At 68.4% G+C, this 17422-nt stretch carries 15 protein-coding genes; 7 read left to right on the top strand and 8 right to left on the bottom strand.

The window, feature by feature from the left end:
* Nucleotides 1-284: hypothetical protein (locus VHB92_RS15430; protein WP_325454652.1), on the bottom strand; the 284-nt coding region annotated here is incomplete at its 3' end.
* On the opposite strand from VHB92_RS15430, the gene VHB92_RS15425 reads away from it, so the two are divergent.
* Nucleotides 262-1722 carry a DEAD/DEAH box helicase gene (locus VHB92_RS15425; protein WP_325454651.1) on the top strand — a complete coding sequence of 487 codons (1461 nt, stop codon included), beginning with the start codon at nucleotides 262-264 and terminating at the stop codon, nucleotides 1720-1722. The two genes, VHB92_RS15430 and VHB92_RS15425, sit on opposite strands and share 23 nt — an antisense overlap.
* A gap of 92 nt (nucleotides 1723-1814) precedes the next feature.
* Here VHB92_RS15425 and VHB92_RS15420 read toward each other — a convergent pair whose 3' ends face one another.
* Together VHB92_RS15420 and VHB92_RS15415 are read right to left on the bottom strand one after the other, a co-directional pair.
* Nucleotides 1815-5378, bottom strand: coding sequence for a discoidin domain-containing protein (locus VHB92_RS15420; RefSeq protein ID WP_325454650.1), 3564 nt, complete (start codon nucleotides 5376-5378; stop codon nucleotides 1815-1817).
* Nucleotides 5379-5619: 241 nt separating this feature from the next.
* Nucleotides 5620-6489, bottom strand: a complete 870-nt coding sequence (locus VHB92_RS15415) for a PHP domain-containing protein (protein ID WP_325454649.1) — start codon at nucleotides 6487-6489, stop codon at nucleotides 5620-5622.
* A gap of 86 nt (nucleotides 6490-6575) precedes the next feature.
* Between VHB92_RS15415 and VHB92_RS15410 the strand changes: the two genes are divergently transcribed.
* On the top strand, nucleotides 6576-8117 hold the full coding sequence (locus VHB92_RS15410) for an aminopeptidase P family protein (RefSeq protein ID WP_325454648.1): 1542 nt from the start codon (nucleotides 6576-6578) through the stop codon (nucleotides 8115-8117).
* 18 nt (nucleotides 8118-8135) lie between these two features.
* Here VHB92_RS15410 and VHB92_RS15405 read toward each other — a convergent pair whose 3' ends face one another.
* Nucleotides 8136-8843 carry a general stress protein gene (locus VHB92_RS15405; protein WP_325454647.1) on the bottom strand — a complete coding sequence of 236 codons (708 nt, stop codon included), beginning with the start codon at nucleotides 8841-8843 and terminating at the stop codon, nucleotides 8136-8138.
* 270 nt (nucleotides 8844-9113) lie between these two features.
* Between VHB92_RS15405 and VHB92_RS15400 the strand changes: the two genes are divergently transcribed.
* The 3 genes from VHB92_RS15400 to VHB92_RS15390 are packed head-to-tail and all read left to right on the top strand — an operon-like array spanning nucleotide 9114 to nucleotide 12148.
* Complete coding sequence (locus VHB92_RS15400; RefSeq protein WP_325454646.1) at nucleotides 9114-10439, top strand: magnesium transporter MgtE N-terminal domain-containing protein; 1326 nt, start codon at nucleotides 9114-9116, stop codon at nucleotides 10437-10439.
* Nucleotides 10426-11004, top strand: coding sequence for a DUF1003 domain-containing protein (locus VHB92_RS15395; RefSeq protein WP_325454645.1), 579 nt, complete (start codon nucleotides 10426-10428; stop codon nucleotides 11002-11004). Before VHB92_RS15400 ends, VHB92_RS15395 begins: the two co-directional genes overlap by 14 nt.
* Nucleotides 10997-12148: an Mrp/NBP35 family ATP-binding protein gene (locus VHB92_RS15390; RefSeq protein ID WP_325454644.1), complete on the top strand. Its 1152-nt coding sequence runs from the start codon at nucleotides 10997-10999 to the stop codon at nucleotides 12146-12148. Before VHB92_RS15395 ends, VHB92_RS15390 begins: the two co-directional genes overlap by 8 nt.
* Before the next feature lie 119 nt (nucleotides 12149-12267).
* Here the strand turns inward: VHB92_RS15390 and VHB92_RS15385 are convergent, their stop codons facing one another.
* Entirely contained in the window at nucleotides 12268-12591 is a 324-nt protein-coding gene (locus tag VHB92_RS15385; protein WP_414653123.1) for a twin-arginine translocase TatA/TatE family subunit, read from the bottom strand.
* Nucleotides 12592-12886: 295 nt separating this feature from the next.
* Here VHB92_RS15385 and VHB92_RS15380 point away from each other — a divergent pair, with 295 nt between their 5' ends.
* A complete protein-coding gene (locus tag VHB92_RS15380; RefSeq protein WP_325454642.1) occupies nucleotides 12887-13519 on the top strand; it encodes an O-methyltransferase in 633 nt (210 codons plus the stop codon).
* Nucleotides 13520-13654: 135 nt separating this feature from the next.
* Here the strand turns inward: VHB92_RS15380 and VHB92_RS15375 are convergent, their stop codons facing one another.
* The 3 genes from VHB92_RS15375 to dapE all read right to left on the bottom strand — a co-directional run bounded on the left by VHB92_RS15375 (nucleotide 13655) and on the right by dapE (nucleotide 16346).
* Nucleotides 13655-13828: a DUF3117 domain-containing protein gene (locus tag VHB92_RS15375; RefSeq protein ID WP_325454641.1), complete on the bottom strand. Its 174-nt coding sequence runs from the start codon at nucleotides 13826-13828 to the stop codon at nucleotides 13655-13657.
* 123 nt (nucleotides 13829-13951) lie between these two features.
* Nucleotides 13952-15202, bottom strand: coding sequence for a hypothetical protein (locus VHB92_RS15370; RefSeq protein ID WP_325454640.1), 1251 nt, complete (start codon nucleotides 15200-15202; stop codon nucleotides 13952-13954).
* A 73-nt stretch (nucleotides 15203-15275) separates the two neighbouring features.
* Nucleotides 15276-16346 carry a succinyl-diaminopimelate desuccinylase gene (gene dapE, locus VHB92_RS15365; RefSeq protein ID WP_325454639.1) on the bottom strand — a complete coding sequence of 357 codons (1071 nt, stop codon included), beginning with the start codon at nucleotides 16344-16346 and terminating at the stop codon, nucleotides 15276-15278.
* 72 nt (nucleotides 16347-16418) lie between these two features.
* Here dapE and dapD point away from each other — a divergent pair, with 72 nt between their 5' ends.
* Nucleotides 16419-17420, top strand: a complete 1002-nt coding sequence (gene dapD, locus VHB92_RS15360) for a 2,3,4,5-tetrahydropyridine-2,6-dicarboxylate N-succinyltransferase (protein ID WP_325454638.1) — start codon at nucleotides 16419-16421, stop codon at nucleotides 17418-17420.
* Nucleotides 17421-17422: the final 2 nt, after the last annotated feature.

The following is a 17422-nucleotide window of genomic DNA, read 5'->3' as shown; positions in this document are numbered from 1 at the left end:
CGCCGCGATATGGGCGATTGAGGCGAGAGCCGCGAGAGCTTGCTCACGCGGCCGAGCCGATTGAGTCCATGAGCGGCAGCGCCGCGATATGGGCGATCAGCGTCACGCAGCGGCCGGTGAGCACCTGCCCGGTAGACTGGTCTGGCCGCCGGCGCAGGATCGACGGCTACCGTGCCCAGTGAAGACGCGATGACCGTGCGGGCGCGGCCACGCGGATCGGCCTCGATCCGCCTCATCTCCTTCGACAGGCAGAAAAAAGACGTGACGTTCTCCGATTTGAACATCGATGCCGACCTGGTGCAGGCGCTTGCCGCACACGGCATCACGGAACCCTTCCCCATTCAGCAGCAGACCATCCCCCTGGCGCTCACCGGCCAGGACATCATCGGACAGGCCAAGACCGGCACCGGCAAGACGTTCGGCTTCGGGCTTCCGCTCATCCAGCGGCTGGGCGAGAACCCGGCTCCGGGCGTCCAGGCCCTCATCGTGGCGCCCACGCGCGAACTCGCCATCCAGGTGGCGGAGGACCTCGAGCTGGCCACCTCCCAGCGGCCGACGACCGTGGCGTCGATCTATGGCGGAAAGGCGTACGAGGGCCAGATCGAGCAGATCAAGGCCGGCGCCCAGATCGTGGTCGGCACGCCGGGACGACTGCTCGACCTCGCGGGACAGCGGCTGCTCGACCTCTCGCACGTGCGGGAGATGGTGCTCGACGAGGCGGACAGGATGCTCGACCTCGGCTTCCTGCCCGATGTCGAGAAGCTGTTCTCGCTCACCCCGGCCGGCCGGCACACCATGCTGTTCTCGGCCACCATGCCAGGGCCGATCGTGGCTCTCGCCAGGCGCTTCATGTCGCACCCGATCCACATCCGCGCGTCGGATCCGGACGAGGGGCTCACGCAGGCGAACATCAAGCACCTCATCTACCGGGCGCACGCGCTCGACAAGGACGAGGTGATCGCTCGCATCCTTCAGGCCGAAGGCCGCGGGAAGACCGTCATCTTCACGCGCACGAAGCGCGCGGCGGCCAAGCTCGTCGAGGAGCTCGCCGACCGCGGGTTCAGCGCGGCGGCGGTGCACGGCGACCTCAGCCAGGAGCAGCGCGAGCGCGCCATGAACGCGTTCCGCACCGGAAAGCGCGATGTGCTCATCGCGACGGATGTCGCGGCTCGCGGCATCGACGTGGTCGACGTCACTCACGTGATCAACCACACGATCCCCGAGGACGAGAAGGCTTACCTGCACCGGGTGGGCCGCACCGGACGGGCCGGGCGCCAGGGCACGGCCGTGACGTTCGTCGACTGGGACGACCTGCACAAGTGGGCGCTGATCAACCGCGCACTCGAGTTCGGTCAGCCGGAACCGACCGAGACGTACTCGTCATCGCCGCACCTGTACACCGACCTGGGCATCCCCGAGGGAGCCAAGGGACGGCTCAAGCCCACGCCGCCGGTGAAGTCGGAGCGTCCGCGCGGGCGCGACGACTCGGAGACCGCGCCCGGCTCCGGTGCATCCGCGAGCCGCTCGCGGAACCGGCGACGCGCCAGGAGCAGTTCGGCCGCCACCCCGGCCGTCGCGACGGATGCTCAGACTGCGTCGGAGAAGCTCGCTGCAGGCACCCACGACGGGCAGGGACATCAGCATCACGACGGCAATGCCGCGCCGCAACGGCGTCGGCGTCGTCGCCGTCCATCCGGCGGCGGTGCGGCCGCGGCCCAGTAGGCCGCGCACCGGCTCGGTACTCGAGCTGGGCCCGCAGCGATCATCGCGTTGAGACGAGGAGGGCGAGGGGGCTCATCGCCCCCTCGCGCTGCTCAGTAGGTACCCAGATCCTTCCAGGGCCCGTTGGCTAGGCCCGGCTGCTCGTTCCGCGACCACCACTGCGCCTGCCAGACATGTCCGTTGTACGCGACCTTGTCTCCTCGGTCGTACACCCACGATGGTGTCCAGGCAGCCACTGGTCCGAACGATGTCGCCACAGGCTCCCCGATCTGCTCCCATGAGCTCCACGGCGAGGCACCGGGCACCTCGTTCTTCGTGTACCACTGGGCCGTGAACGCGTTGCCTCCGTACAGCACGACGGCACCGGCCTTGTACACAGTTGAGGCATTCCATGTCGGGTAGGGAACGAGCGCGTCGATGGCGGCGCTCAACCGATGGGCCGCGGCATCCAGCTGGTACTGGTACGGATACGCTGCAGCACTGACGCTCTTCGCCGAAGCGAGCTCTGCGGCGAATGCGCTCCAGCTGGCGGTCGTGTAGTGGGACTCGGGTAGCGCCTCCGCCTTGGCGATCACGGAGTCGAGGACCGTTCGGTCGGCGGTCGGCGTGCCGAACACCTGCATCTCGGCGACCTGCATGAGCGGGCCGTCCTGCGCGGAGCCCGCGGTCTTCAGCTTGCTGCTGATGACCCGCACGAACGATGCCGTGGTCGCCGTGGCGAGCGGGAAGTCGCGCGGCGTCGTCGCGCTTCCGCTGTCACCGGTGATCGTGGCCACGGTCGCCCAGTCGGTTCCATTCGTGGAGGTCTGCACCTTGTAGTCGACGGCGAACGAGCCGATCGGAACGAGCTTCACATCGGTCACCTGGAACGGTGCACCCAGTGCCACGGCAGCCCATTCGACGGCATCCGTCGAGGAGTGCAATCCGACATTGCTCGTCCAGCCGGTCGTCGTCGAACCGTCGACGAGGAAGCGGGATGCCCAGCCCCATTGCTCGTAACTGCTCGGCGTGGTCGACGACACGATGACCGTCTTGTTCAGTGCCACATTGGATCCGGCGGTGTATGCCGAAGGCGACGGAATCGTCGGCGGCTTGGGAGGTGCAGGCGTCTTCCCGTCATCGTTGTAGGCCTCGAGTTCGGCAAGTCCCGCCCTGAAGCCTTCGACCGTCTGATTCATCGAGAGCACGTGCACGCGGAGATAGCGAACGTGCACCGAGTCGAATGTGAGGGTCACGGGACCTGTAGCACGCAGATGATCCGTCAGCTCGGCGACCGGCGAGTAGGTCCTGCCGTCGCTGGATGCCTCGATGCGCAGATCGCGCGGGAACGTGGAACCGTAGTCCATCACGGTACCCGCTGGGTAGAGATCCACGCGGTTGACCTGTTCCACCCGGCCCAGGTCGACGGTCATGCTCGTGTCGCCCGAGGTCGCGCTGGCGGGTGTGCTCCAGCCATTGTTGGTGGTGTCGCCGAAACGAACGCCGTCCGTGACCTGAGGCGCGCTCCAGCCCTGGGCGGAGTCGACGGCGTCGGCGGTGACCGACGCGTGGGCGGCGAGGTTCACGTCGACGGGCGTCGGGCGCTTGTCGTAGTCGTAGCTCGCCGGGAGCCGATACAGAACGGAGTCGCCCTTGTCGAGGTGCAGGTCCAGCCCGCTGCCGGACAGCGTCACGGGCTCCGCGTCGCCGGTCTCCTTGCTGATCCGATCGACCGACCCGATCGCGGAATCGAACGTCAGGTGCGTGTCCGCCGCCTGCGAGAAGCTGTTGTTCACAACCATGAGGTAGTTGCGTCCGCTGGTCTTGTCACGCAGGTAGGAGAAAGTGAGATCGTCTGCCGAAGGGGCGTGCACGAAGAAGTCGGAGGGAACGCCCTCCTGCCCGTGCAGGTCGCCGTTGAGGTAGACGTCTTCCGCATCCAGGTTCATGAGTGTCGGGCCCAGCGCATGGATCTCGGAGTCCAGCTGCTGCACCGGCGCATAGAGGTCGGTCTTCTTGCCGTCGGGCGTGATGATCGCCGTCGTGAAGTCCTCTCCCCGATTCGTCGGAGTGAACCAGGTGAAGTACGACAGCTGCTTGTAGCCGTACGCCATCGCCATGTTCGCTTCAAAGCGGATCTCGGAAGCATTGGTCCGGCGGAAGCCGTTCGTCACGCCGACAGCCTGCAAGTAGGTGCCGGTCTTCACGCCGTTGCGGAGGCCGACCTGTCGCACGGCGTTCAGGTTGCCGAGGAAGCCCTGATAATCGAGGGATCCAGCGCTCCACCCGAACGGATACCTGTCGTACATCAGATAGTCGTCGTTGCCGACCTGGTCCACCCAGGCCTGCATGGCCTTCGCCTCGTTCTCGTCCGAGCCGTACGACCCGCTCGGCAAGAAGTTCAGGTGAGCGTAGTAGTCGGGCGCCACCTCTTTCATGTCCTTGTAGACGCGCGCATAAGCGGTGGCATCGGACGGTTCGTCATCGACGTAGAAGCCGCCGACTCCCGGCACGTCCTTGTACTCGTTGACGATGCTCTTGATCTGGTCGTCGCTGAGGTTGAGAAGGTCGCCGAACCTGTCGTCGGCGACGCCGAGCTGTACACCGTGGTTGGCCGCCAGCGCTGCCATCTGGAGCTGCGTGCTCTTCGCTGTGAGGTCACTCGTGGGAACCGCCTGCAGGAAGTCGACGCCCGCATCGGCGAGGTTCGTGAACTGCTCGTCGTTCACATAATCCTTCGTCATAGGCCAGAACGCGGTGATCATGAAGCTGTCCTCAGCGCGCTTGACCTTGTCCTCGACCGTGACCGGGATCGTGGCGGTCTTACCGGAATCCGGTTCGGCCAGCGTGATCTTCGCGGTCCCTGCCCCGACAGCCGTGACAAGACCCGTCTGATCCACGCTCGCCACGGTGTCGTCGGAGGAAGACCAGCGCACGACCGGTGTGCCGTTCGCCGCCGTCGCAGTGTACGGAAGAAGGCTCGTGGCGCCGGTCTGGAGCAGGAGCGCCGGTTTGCCGATGGACACGCTGTCAACGGGCGGGGCGACCACCGGTGTTCCGAACGCTGCGAGTTCGGAGAGTTGCACCAGGTATCCGTCACCGCCGTTCGGACCTCCCCGCAGCGTCACTCCGAGGTGTGCGGTCCTGGCGGTGACCGGCTGCTGCAGGTCGATGACGACGGGGCTCGTTGGCGCATCAGTCTGCGTGAGGTCCTGGCTGAACACCGTCACACCCGAGGCGTCCAACAACGACACCGTGTACTTGGCGGGGAAGGATGCGCCGTAGGTTCCATCGCTGCGCGGGAACAGAACGAGCCGCTGAACGACTGCGTCTCCCGACATCGTCGCGTCGACGGTAGCCGGCTTGGTCGGATCGGTCACCTTGTCGTACGGGTTGGTGGTCCACCCGTTCGGCTTGGCTGCGGTGGCCAGCACCCCGTCCACGAGCTTCGCGGCGCTCCATCCCTCGCCCGCCATCTCGTACGACGACGATGCCGAGACGTGCGCTCCGCCGAGCACATCCGTCGTGCCGGAAGGCGCGAAGGACGCGATGTCACCCGGATCGGCGGTTTCGGCGGCAGTCGCGCCGAGGGCTGCGCCCGACGGCACGGCCAGCGCGAGCGCGATGAATCCAGCGGCGAAGAGGCTCAGTGCGTTGGTGCGGCGTTGCAGACGCATAGCGGTTCCTTTGTCGAGTCGTGGATGAACCTGTGACTTTCGCGAGAAACGTTCGGAGTCATCTGTACACGAGCCGCGGCGAAAATGAAACGTTCAAACCGAAATGATCACGGAAATGATCGAATGCGCAGTCGGCCGTGCTCGACGAGTTGGGCGGGGCTGTCCGCCGTGCGAGCTCAGGCGTTGCTCCCAAGTACCGACCTCAAGCTGGACGGCCTTGGCCGTCGTTCAGCTGCCGCCTTCAGGCGGTGCGGGCCAGGTACGCCGACTCGTCGAGGATGCGCGCGAGCGCGGCCGGCGTCGTCGTGTTCTCCCCCAGCCGGTTCGGCTTGCCCGCTCCGTGATAGTCGCTCGAGCCGGTGAGGATCAGGCCGTACCGCTCGGCAAGCGCCTCCAGCGCCTCCTTGCCGTCGTCCGTGTTCTCCCGGTGGTCTAGCTCGAGCCCGGCGAGACCGGAGTCGACCAGCCGCTGGAGATAGTCATCCTGGATGATGCCGTCACGGCCCCTCGTCGCAGGGTGCGCCAGCACGGGAACTCCGCCTGCGCCGCGGATCAGCCGTACGCCATCGAGCGGCGTGGGCGCGTAGATGGGCTCGTAGTACCCGCCGCGCGGATGCAGCAGCGTCTCGAACGCCGCGGAGCGGTCCGGAACCACTCCTCGGGTCACGAGTGCGTCGGCGATGTGCGGCCGTCCGACTGTCGCGCCAGGGGCCGTGTGGGCGACGACATCCGCCCACGTCAGGTCGTAGTCCGCTGACAGCCGCGTCACCATGGTCTCGGCCCGGTTGCGCCTGGCCTCCCGAATGCGTTCGAGCTCGGCCGTGAGCGGTTCGTCCGTCGGGTCGAACAGGTAGGCCAGCATGTGCACGCTTTTCCAGCCGTACCTGGTCGAGAGCTCCATGCCTGGGATGAACGTGATGCCCACCTCGGATGCCGCTTCTGCGGCATCCGCCCAGCCTGCCGTCGAGTCGTGATCCGTCAAGGCGACGGTGCCGAGGCCCGCACCGGCCGCCGCCCGCACGAGCTCGTCGGGCGACTCCGTGCCATCCGACGCGCTGGAATGCGTGTGCAGATCGATCGGGGCCCGGAAATCCCGTGGGTCGTCGGCCATTCCTCCATCGTATTGCCGTACCCGCACGCCTCGGAGCGCGCGCCAGGCTGGCGCGGCGGTCGGTCAGGCACGAGAGAATGGAAGGCATGTCCGACACCACAACCTCCTCGACCGGAACGGCCAGCGCCTCAGCGGCAGCGGCGGCCGGCGGGACCACGCCGCGCGCCACCCAGAACCGGTCGACCACGCCCACGTCGTCGGCGTTCGCCGACTACATCGGATCGGGCTGGGCGGACCGGGACGAGACCGTGCCTGCGCCCAGGACGGCCGTCGCGTCGGCCACCGCGCACCGCGCAGCCATCTCGGCCCGGCATCCAGGGCAGCGGTTGATCGTGCCCGCCGGCAGGCTCAAGCAGCGCTCGAACGACACGGACTACCCGTTCCGCGCGCACTCCGCGTTCGCTCAGCTCACCGGCTGGGGCTCGGATGCCGAGCCGGGCAGCGTGCTCGTGCTCGAACCCACAACCGACGGCCACGCCGCCACGCTGTACTTCCGGGAGCGCGCCGGACGCGATTCCGACGAGTTCTACGCCAACCCCGAGATCGGCGAGTTCTGGATCGGCCCCCGCCCGTCGCTGAAGCAGGTGGCAGGTGACCTCGGCATCGAGACTCGGCACGTCGCCGACCTGCAGGGCGTGCTCGACGCGATCGATGAGGCGACACTGGTCGTGCGGGAGGCCGATGCCGAACTCACCGCGGCGATCGACGCCGCGCGGCTCGTGCAGCTCGATGACCGAGCGGCAGAGGCCACGGCCGATGGCGAGGACGCCGTGCTCGCGCGCGACCTCTCCGAGCTGCGCCTGACGAAGGACTATTGGGAGATCGGTCAGTTGCGCGCCGCCGTCGCGGCCACCGCGAACGGCTTCGACGACATCGTCAGGGAGCTGCCGCGCATCGCCGAGCATGAGCGCGGCGAACGCATCATCGAGGGCGTCTTCAACGCGCGCGCCAGGCTGGAAGGCAACACCGTTGGATACGACACGATCGCGGCATCCGGGCCGCACGCCTGCATCCTGCACTGGACGCGCAACAACGGGCCGGTCCAACCGGGCGACCTGGTGCTCATCGATGCGGGCGTCGAGGTCGACAGCCTCTTCACCGCCGACATCACCCGCACTCTTCCGGTGAGCGGCAGGTTCACCGAGACGCAGCGCCTGGTCTACGAGGCCGTGCGCGAGGCCGCGGATGCCGCCTTCGCGATCGTGCGCCCGGGCATCCGTTTTCGCGAGGTGCACGCGACGGCCATGCGCGTGATCGCGGGCCATGTGGCGGAATGGGGTCTGCTGCCGGTCACGGCCGAGCAGGCACTGGAGGCCGACCAGCAGCAGCACCGCCGGTACATGGTGCACGGAACGAGCCATCACCTGGGACTGGACGTGCACGACTGCGCTCAGGCCCGGCGCGATTTCTACATCGACGGCGTCGTCGAGGCGGGAATGACGTTCACCATCGAGCCCGGCCTGTACTTCCAGCCGGACGACCTGACGGTGCCCGAGCAATTCCGGGGCATCGGCGTGCGGATCGAAGACGACATCCTGGTCACGGAGACGGGCGCGGAGAACCTGTCGATCTCCATCCCGCGCACGGCCGACGACGTCGAAGCCTGGATGGCGCGGCTCCGTCGCTGAGGCCGCGCCGGGGCGCCGCTAGTTTCCGGACGGCGGCGTGGAGTCGTCGTGCCTCGGCTGTTCGCCTGCCCGCTCTCCGTATCGAGGCGGCTCAGCGGCGGAACCCGTCCGCGGCTCGTGGGGCGCCTCCTGCTGCGCAGGCGCGCCGGCCGGAGCCGCTGGCGGATCGGACGGATGCTCGGCCGGCGGCGCGAACATCTGCCCGCCATCCTGACCGGCCCGTGCCTGCGCGGCGCCCGTCGCCTGATCGCCCAGCAAATTGCGTGCCCGGTTCGCGATCTCCGGGTCGACGATGATCGAGTAGCTCGTCGCGAGCACCTGGGTCATCGACGTGTAGTCCCTCCGCCTGCGGGTGATGGCGTAGGAGACCAAGCCGAACAGGATGCCGAAGCCCGCGCCCAGCAGCAGTGCGGCCAGCAGCACGCCCAAGCTCGTCGTCGGGCTGAAGATCAGCAGCAGCAGACCGAAGAAGATGCCCAGCCAGACACCGGATGCCGCGCCCGCCGCCGCGACGCGTCCCCACGTCAGCTTGCCCGTCACCCGCTCCACGGTCTTCAGGTCACTGCCCACGATCGAAACCTGGGCGACGGGGAAGTCGGCCCTGGCGAGGATGTCCACAGCGCTCTGCGCATCCACGTACGTCTTGAACGTCGCGACGATCTCTCCCTGCGGCACGGTCGGGAACGCCTGACCCTGACGCCCGCCCAGCGGGCCCTGGCTGCTCATGGCGCCATTGTGTCATGCCCGGGGAGATCCGCCGGGGTTTCACCCGAGCTGTGGGGTGATCGCCTCTATCGCCGCTTCACGGCTCGGCCGGGAATCGCCCGTATCGCGGCTGCGCCGCTCAGAGGCTCAATCGGCTCGGTACCGGGAGCAAGCTCCCGGTACTCTCGCCTCAATCGCCTCTATCGCCGCTTCGCGGCTCATGGGCTCAATCGGTTCGGTACCGCGAGCAAGCTCGCGCTACCGAACCTCGATCGCCCGTAAGGTTTAGGTGTGAGTGCAGCGCGCGTGTTCGTGGCCCGGCTGGCCGGGTGCACGGTCTTCGACCCGGCGGGTGACCGCGTGGGCAAGGTGCGCGACGTGCTCGTCGTGTATCGCAAGAGCGACCCTCCGCGTGTCGTCGGCCTCGTCGTCGAGATCCCCGGCAAACGCCGGGTCTTCGTCTCCATCGGACGCGTGACCAGCATCGGCTCCGGCCAGATCATCACGACAGGACTCATCAACGTTCGAAGGTTCGAGCAGCGCGGCGGTGAGGTGCGCGTCATCGCGGAGATCCTCGGCCGCGTGGTCGACTTCCGCGACGGATCCGGACCGGCGACCATCGAGGACGTCGCGATCGAGCAGTCCCGGCCAGGGGAATGGTCGATCTCCCAGCTGTTCGTGCGGCGCCCGAAGACCAGCGCGTCTCCGTTCGCGAAAGGTGCGACGGCCCTGGTCACCTGGACGGATGTGCGCGAACGCGCCGGCAAGGGCCAGGCGCAGTCGGCCGAGCAGCTCATCGCCACGTACTCCGAGCTGAAGCCGGCCGACCTGGCGAACACGCTGCTCGACCTGCCGGAACAGCGCAGACTCGAGGTCGCGGGCGAGCTGCCAGACGACCGTCTTGCCGATGTGCTCGAGGAGATGCCCGAGGTCGAGCAGGTCGGCATCCTCGCCGGCCTCGACGACGACCGTGCCGCCGATGTGCTCGACCAGATGCAGCCGGACGACGCCGCGGATCTCATTGCCCAGCTTCCCGGCGACCGCGGCGAGCACCTGCTCGAGCTCATGGAGCCCGAGGAGGCGGACGACGTGCGGATGCTCCTCAGCTACGCCCCCGACACCGCCGGCGGTCTCATGACCACCGAGCCGATCATCCTGTCGGCCGACGCCACCGTGGCCGAAGGCCTTGCGCTGATCCGCAGGCAGGAGCTCGCTCCGGCGCTGGGCGCCGCCGTGTGCATCACGCTGCCGCCGTACGAGCCGCCGACCGGTCGCTTCCTGGGGCTCGTGCACTTCCAGCGGATGCTCCGCTACCCGCCGCACGAGCGCCTGGGCACCATCATCGACCAGACGCTCGAGCCCGTGACGGCTAACACGTCCGCGGCCGAAGTGTCGCGCATCCTGGCCAGCTACAACCTCGTGTCGGTGCCCGTCGTGGACGACAACTATCGGCTCGTCGGGGTGGTGACCATTGACGACATCCTCGACTTCCTGCTGCCTGACGACTGGCGAAGTCACGACGAAGACGACGAGCTGCCTCACGGGCAGTCATCGGCGCCGAACACCGGCAGCAACCGCAACAGCCTGGGAAAGAGGGTGAGTCATGGCACGAGCTGACAGGGCCGTCACACGGCTGGATGCCCCGAAGGGCCTCCGCTCCCCCGTGCTGCGCCTGAGCACGCGCAGCGACAGCGACAGGTTCGGCCGTTTCTCCGAGGCGTTCGCCCGCGCCATGGGCACGTCCGGCTTCCTGCTGGGCATGACCGTCTTCGTCGCACTGTGGCTCATCTGGAACATCGCCGCGCCGCGGGCGTGGCAGTTCGACCCATCGGTCACGAACTTCACACTGCTGACGCTCATCCTCTCGCTCCAGGCCTCGTACGCCGCTCCGCTCATCCTGTTGGCGCAGAACCGGCAGGATGACCGCGACCGGGTGCAGATCGAGCAGGACAGGCAGCGAGCCGAGCGCAACCTCGCCGACACCGAGTACCTGGCTCGTGAGGTGGTGGCGCTGCGCCTGGCGGTGAAGGACATGGCGTCGAAGGAATTCATCCGAGCCGAGCTGCGGGCGCTGCTCGAGGAACTCGAACGCGGACGCGACGACAACGCCGACGAGACCGAGAACACCGCAGCGGCAGGCGCCCCCCGCGTCGCCCAGCACGACGAGCCCGCGCGTGGCTGACGTCGCGCACGGGGTGCGCGCAGCACTGGCGCGCGTCATCGATCCAGAGATCCGCCGGCCGATCACCGACCTCGGCATGGTCGGCGAGGTCTCCGCCGACGACGCGGGTAGGGCATCCGTCGCCATCAAGCTGACCATCGTCGGATGCCCGGCAGCAGACACGATCGAACGCGACGTGCGCGAGGCGGTCGCCTTGGCCCCTGGCGTGACGTCGCTCGAGCTCGACATCTCGGTCATGACGCCGGCGGAGCGCGCCGCGCTCACCGAGCGGCTGCGCGGCTCCCGGGGTCGGGTGAATCCGTTCACCCCTGACTCCCTCACGCGCGTCTACGCCGTGACGAGCGGCAAGGGCGGCGTCGGCAAGTCCACCATCACGGCCAACCTGGCCGTCGCGCTCGCCCAGCGCGGGCTGCGGGTCGGCCTCGTGGATGCCGACGTATACGGATTCTCGATTCCCGGCATCCTCGGTCTCGTGCGCGACGGCGTGACGCAGCAGCCCACCAGGGTCGACGACATGATCCTGCCGCCCGTGGCGTACGGTGTGAAGACCATCTCGATCGGCATGTTCCTCGACCCGGCACGAGGACAGGGCAGCTCCACGGCAGTCGCCTGGCGCGGCCCCATGCTGCATCGCACCATCTCGCAGTTCCTCACCGACGTGTACTTCGGCGACCTCGACGTGCTGCTCCTCGATCTGCCGCCCGGAACGGGCGACGTCGCCATCTCGGTCGGACAGCTGCTTCCCGGAGCCGATGTCATCGTGGTGACCACGCCGCAGCCCGCGGCCGCCGACGTCGCCGTGCGCAGCGGTGTGGTGGCGAGGCAGACCGGGCAGAACGTGTTCGGGGTGGTCGAGAACATGGCGGGCCTTCCTCAGCCCGACGGGAGCGTGCTCGACCTCTTCGGCTCGGGCGGCGGCGCCGAGGCGGCCGAGCGGCTCTCGGAGGCGACGGGAACGACGGTGCCGCTGCTGGCATCCGTTCCGCTCAGCGTGGCCCTGCGAGAAGGCGGCGACGATGGCGTGCCGATCGTCGTCGAGGATCCGTCAGACCCAGCGGCCGTCGCCATCGGCGGGATGGCCGACCGCATCGCGAACCGACCGCGTGGCCTCGCGGGCCGGTCGCTCAACCCACGGCCGGCCTGAGCGAGCGCTTCGGACGACCAGCCCGACGCGGCCATGCAGAAGAGCGGCACGCGGCAACCGAACGTCCGCGCCGACGAGAGACGCTGATGAGAGACCCGGAGTGCCGGCCGGCTGGCGCGCTAGGTGGCTTCGCTGTCGTACGGCGGAAGATCGCCGTCTTCGAGCCGGGCGGTCTTGGCCGGCCTGCTGAGCGTTGGTGCCGGCTCGTCATCCAGCAGCGCGTCACGGATGATGCGGCGCGGGTCGTACTGCCTGGGGTCGAGCTTGCGCCAGTCGACGTCGTCGAACTCGGGTCCGAGCTCCTCGCGCATCTTCTCGGTGGCGTTCGTGGCCATGTTCCTCAGGTTGCGCGCCCACTGGCCCAGCTGGGCCGCGTACCTCGGCAACCGGTTGGGACCGACGAGGAAGATGGCGATCACCGCGATGATCACCAACTTCTCCATGGTCAAACCGAACACCCGTACAGAGTAACCCGAGCGGCTGGGCCGCGGATGCGTCGTATGCATCTCGTTACGCAGCCGATCGGGTCGTCGGCCATCCGGAGGGCCCATCCGCCCCACTCGCTCACGGTCGCGCCGTGGAGACTTGATCGAGCGACGGCGGCACCCGGCCCGCACGGGAGAGCGGCCACCGCACTCGGCGCCTGTGCGGGAGACCGGCCACCGCACTCGGCGTCTGCGCGGGAGACCGGTCAACGCCCGGTCTGCCCGTATTGTTGACGGCGAGGAGGGAACGTCTGTGTCTCAACACGATCAGAACTGGAAGTTCGCCGACGACATCGTTTCGGAGTCCGAAGCGATCCGGGCGGCCAGGGCGCAGTCCCTCGAGCTCGGCATCGAGCCGGTCGCACCCTCCATCGGCGCGCAGGCGGCCGTGATCGCGTCGGCCTCGCGGGCGACCAGCATCCTCGAGGTGGGCACCGGAGTCGGAGTCTCCGGGCTGTGGCTGCTGCGCGGCAGCCCGGCGGCGACGCTCACCTCCATCGACGTGGAACCCGACCATCTGCACAGCGCCCGGGCGAACTTCAGTGACGCGGGCATCCAGCCTTCGCGCGTGCGGCTCATCACGGGTCGCGCTCGTGACGTTCTGCCGCGGATGAACGAGAACGCCTATGACATCGTCTTCGTCGACGCCGACCCGGTGGGAGCCATCGAGTACGTCGAGCACGCCCTGCGCCTCGCGCGCCCTGGCGGCACGGTGCTCGTCGCGCACGCCCTGTGGAAGGGACGCGTCGCCGATCCGGCGCAACGCGACGAGGTGACGACCGGATTCCGCACGCTCGTCACCGAGATCGCCGCGTCGCCCGCCGTGGTGAGCGCACTCAGCACCGTGGGCGACGGGCTGCTCCAGCTGACCAAGCTCGGCGACTGATCACCGGGCTCCGCTCTTTGCGGACAGCGCTGTTTGCGGACAGCGCTGTTTGCGGACAGCGCGCTTTGCGGACAGACGAAAGAGAGCGGATGCCATGGGGCATCCGCTCTCTTTCGTGGTTCTCGTTGTGGTGCGTCAGCCGCCCGAGATGACTTGACCGAGCACGTCGTGAAGCTCCTTTGCCTCGGCGTCATTGACCGAGACGACGAGCCGGCCTCCACCCTCAAGGGGGACGCGCACGATGATGAGCCGCCCCTCCTTCACAGCCTCCATGGGTCCGTCTCCGGTTCTCGGCTTCATGGCCGCCATGTAGCTCCCCTTTCGTGGATGTTCCTCTATTATCCGACATCTGGTGAACGGCTGGGAAATCGTGCCCCTTCCTGAACGTCCACGACCACCGGCCGCGCTCCCGTCAGCGCGCGTGCGCGGGTATCACGGCGGCGACCAGTCGGCCCCGTCCACGCCCCAGCACAGCAGCAGCCAGGCCCACTGCAGCACCAGGCACGCGACCACGGCGGCCACGCGATAGACCCGGCTGGTCGGCTGGGCCAGTGCCCCCGCCAGCGGTGCCATCGGTGCCAGCAGCCGGAACGTGCTCGATTGCGGGAAGAACACGGCCAGCAGATACAGTGCGTACGCGACGAGCCAGAACCTGAGGTCGACACCGAGCCTGCGCACGGACGGCGTGAACATCCACATCGCGAACAGGGCGAGGATCAGCACCAGCGTGAGGTACCCGAGCCACGGCGGAAGGCGCAGCCACACGGAGAACCACCAGTCGACGGCCTGAAACCACGGCGCGAACGGCAGCAGGTGACTCGGCCCGATGTAGTCGGAGCGCCACGACAGTTCAGTGGCGATGTAGGCATCCGGAACCCCGGTCACCCACCCCGCGACGGCCGGCCAGGCGAGCCCGGCCAGGCCGGACACGACCGTGACGACGACGGATGCCACGCGCTCCCGCACGGTGAACGGGTCGCGCCTGCGCACCACCCAGCGGTACACCACGTGAAAGCCCATCGCGAGGGCGAAGGCCAGCCCGCTCGGTCTCGTGAGCGCCATCATCACGATGGGCGCGAGCATCCACCAGTACCTGCGGCGCATCAACAGGTAGAGCGCCAGCATGAGGAAGAACAGGTACATCGACTCCGCGTACGCGAGCTGGAACAGCGGAGAGGTCGGCCCCGCGCAGAACAGCACCGTCGCGAACAGACTCACGGACGCCGGCAGCCGCAGTGCGAGCAGCCGGTGGAACAGCAGCGCGGCTCCCAGCCCGAATCCGAACGAGACGAGAACCGCTGTCGGCGACCAGGGCAGGAACGTGACCGTCATGATCGCCCGCACGAGGAACGGGTACGCGGGCAGGAACGCCCACGGGTTCTGCTGAACGCTTCCGTCCGCCCCGATGGGCAGCGTCTTCGGATAGCCGGCCTCTGCGACGATGTCGTACCAGCGGCCGTCCCAGATGGACGCGTAGTCGAAGTAGCCGGGCTGCGCGCCCGTCCATGGGTTGGGACCCTGCACGCCGGCCAGCACGACCAGCATCACGGTGGTGACCAGACGCGCCAGCAGGTAGACGACGATCACCTTGACCCACCACGGCGTGAGCCGGTAGCGCAGACGGATACCGGCAGGAAACAGCCTGCGCCTGGTCGCCGCGTGCCCGAGGTCGAGGTCGGTCACGGTCGCGCTGCCACGATGCTGCGGTCGCGGCGTCGCGCTCCCCGCGCCGTGGCCGTGCACTCGTCGCCGGTCGTCACCGGGCCAGCCAGCGTCGGAGACCGCGTTCGCACGCGACGATCTCGTCGCATGCGACCCGTTCGTCATCGGCGTGCGCCTTGATCGGGTCGCCCGGCCCGTAGTTGACGGCGGGGATGCCGAGCGCGGCGAACCGCGCGACATCCGTCCACCCGTACTTGGGCTTGGCCTCCGCGCCGACGGCCGCGACGAACTCCCGCGCGAACGGCGTGTCCAGCCCCGGCCTGGCACCCTCGGCCAGGTCGACGACGGTGACCTCGTGGCCGTCGAACACGTGCGTCACGTGCTCGATCGCCTCCTGCCCGGAGCGACTCGGCGCGAAACGGTAGTTGACGTGCACGACGCACTCGTCGGGGATGACGTTGGTCGCCACTCCGCCCCGGATCAGCACCGCGTTCAACGCCTCGCGGTACACCAGGCCGCCCACCTCGACCTCTCTGGCTCTGTAGTCGGCGAGCCTCTGCAGAATGGGGGCTGCCTTGTGGATGGCGTTGTCCCCCACCCATGGGCGTGCCGAGTGCGCGCGAAGGCCCGTCGTCCGCACGTCCACGCGCAGCGTTCCGTTGCACCCGCCCTCGACCTCGGCTCCGCTTGGCTCGCCGAGGATCGCGAAGTCCGCTTCCAGCAGGTCGGGCCTGTCGACCGACAGCCTGCGCAGGCCGTTGAGGTCGGAGGACACCTCCTCGTTGTCATACCAGAGCCACGTGATGTCGTAGCGCGGATCCGCGAGCTCTGCAGCGAGCGACAGCTGAACGGCGACTCCCGCCTTCATGTCGACGGTGCCGCGCCCCCACAGGTAGTCCACTCCCGCAAGCGTCTCGAACCGGGTGGGCAGGTTGTCGTTGACCGGCACGGTGTCGATGTGCCCGGCGATGGCCACGCGCTTCTCGCGCCCCAGCTCGGTGCGTGCGATGACGTTGTTTCCGACACGGGTCACGGAGAGGTGCGGGAGCTCGCGCACGGCGTGCTCGATGGCATCCGCAAGCCCCTCCTCGTTGCCCGAGACGGACTCGATGTCGCAGATGGCACGGGTGAGGTCGACCGGGCCGGCCGTAAGGTCCAGAGGCACCGTTCCAGGGTACGGCCCTGCCGGCGTTCGCGAGCGCGGCCGCGGATCCGCGGGCTCCCCTAATGTAGAGGCATGCCCGCCGTTCCGCCCTCTGCAGCCACGCCCTCCGACAGCGCATCGCCCGAGGCGACGTACGCCTGGGGCTATGGCCTGGTCTCCGTCGCGGGCGACGGGACGGTGCTCGACACCTGGTATCCGAAGCCGCGACTCGGACGGCTGCCCGAGGGCCGGGAGCCGTGGATCGTGCCCGCCGGGCTCGAGGCGCAGACCGGCGAGGACGAGCGACGCAACGTGCGGCTCGATGCGCGCGCCATCGAAATCGACCTCGGCGCTCCGGTCGGCAGCACGCCGGATGCCTACCTCCGGCTGCATCTGCTGTCGCACCTGCTCGTCGCTCCGAACAGCATCAACCTCGAAGGCATCTTCGCCCACCTGCCCGTCGTGGCGTGGACGAACGCCGGCCCCATGCATCCCGACGACTACGCGCGGTTGCGGCCGTCTCTGCAGCGGGCGGGCATCCAGGCCAGCGGTATCGACAAGTTCCCGCGGCTGCTCGACTACGTCGTGCCCGACCGGGTGCGCATCGCGGATGCGTCCCGCGTCCGGCTCGGCGCCCACCTCTCCCCCGGCACCACGGTCATGCACGAGGGCTTCGTCAACTACAACGCAGGAACGCTCGGCGCCTCGATGGTCGAGGGGCGCATCTCGCAGGGCGTCGTCGTGGGCGACGGGTCGGACATCGGCGGCGGCGCGTCCATCATGGGCACGCTCTCCGGTGGCGGAACGCAGCGGGTCTCCATCGGCGAGCGCTCGCTGCTCGGCGCCAACAGCGGCATCGGCATCTCGATCGGCGACGACTGCGTCGTCGAGGCGGGCCTCTACGTGACAGCGGGGACCAAGGTCGTGCTCGTCGGCAGTGCGCCGACACCCGACGGCAAGGCGCAGACCGTCAAGGCTGTCGAGCTCTCCGGCGTACCCCGCCTCCTGTTCCGCCGCAACTCGCTCACCGGGGCCGTCGAGGTGCTCCAGCGCACCGGTGAGGGTGTGCAGCTCAACACGATCCTGCACGCGTAGCA

This window comes from Humibacter sp. (assembly GCF_035547335.1).
Classification (GTDB): Bacteria; Actinomycetota; Actinomycetes; order Actinomycetales; family Microbacteriaceae; genus Humibacter.
Note: the sequence above shows the minus strand (reverse complement) of the source record. Positions and strands in the feature narration are given on the sequence as shown.

Bases quoted from the DNA above. Each gene is read 5' to 3' on its own strand.
- VHB92_RS15420 (WP_325454650.1), bottom strand. From the start codon at position 5,378: ATGCGTCTGCAACGCCGCACCAACGCACTGAGCCTCTTCGCCGCTGGA.
- VHB92_RS15415 (WP_325454649.1), bottom strand. From the start codon at position 6,489: ATGGCCGACGACCCACGGGATTTCCGGGCCCCGATCGATCTGCACACG.
- VHB92_RS15410 (WP_325454648.1), top strand. From the start codon at position 6,576: ATGTCCGACACCACAACCTCCTCGACCGGAACGGCCAGCGCCTCAGCG.
- VHB92_RS15405 (WP_325454647.1), bottom strand. From the start codon at position 8,843: ATGAGCAGCCAGGGCCCGCTGGGCGGGCGTCAGGGTCAGGCGTTCCCG.
- VHB92_RS15395 (WP_325454645.1), top strand. From the start codon at position 10,426: ATGGCACGAGCTGACAGGGCCGTCACACGGCTGGATGCCCCGAAGGGC.
- VHB92_RS15385 (WP_414653123.1), bottom strand. From the start codon at position 12,591: ATGGAGAAGTTGGTGATCATCGCGGTGATCGCCATCTTCCTCGTCGGT.
- VHB92_RS15375 (WP_325454641.1), bottom strand. From the start codon at position 13,828: ATGGCGGCCATGAAGCCGAGAACCGGAGACGGACCCATGGAGGCTGTG.
- dapD (WP_325454638.1), top strand. From the start codon at position 16,419: ATGCCCGCCGTTCCGCCCTCTGCAGCCACGCCCTCCGACAGCGCATCG.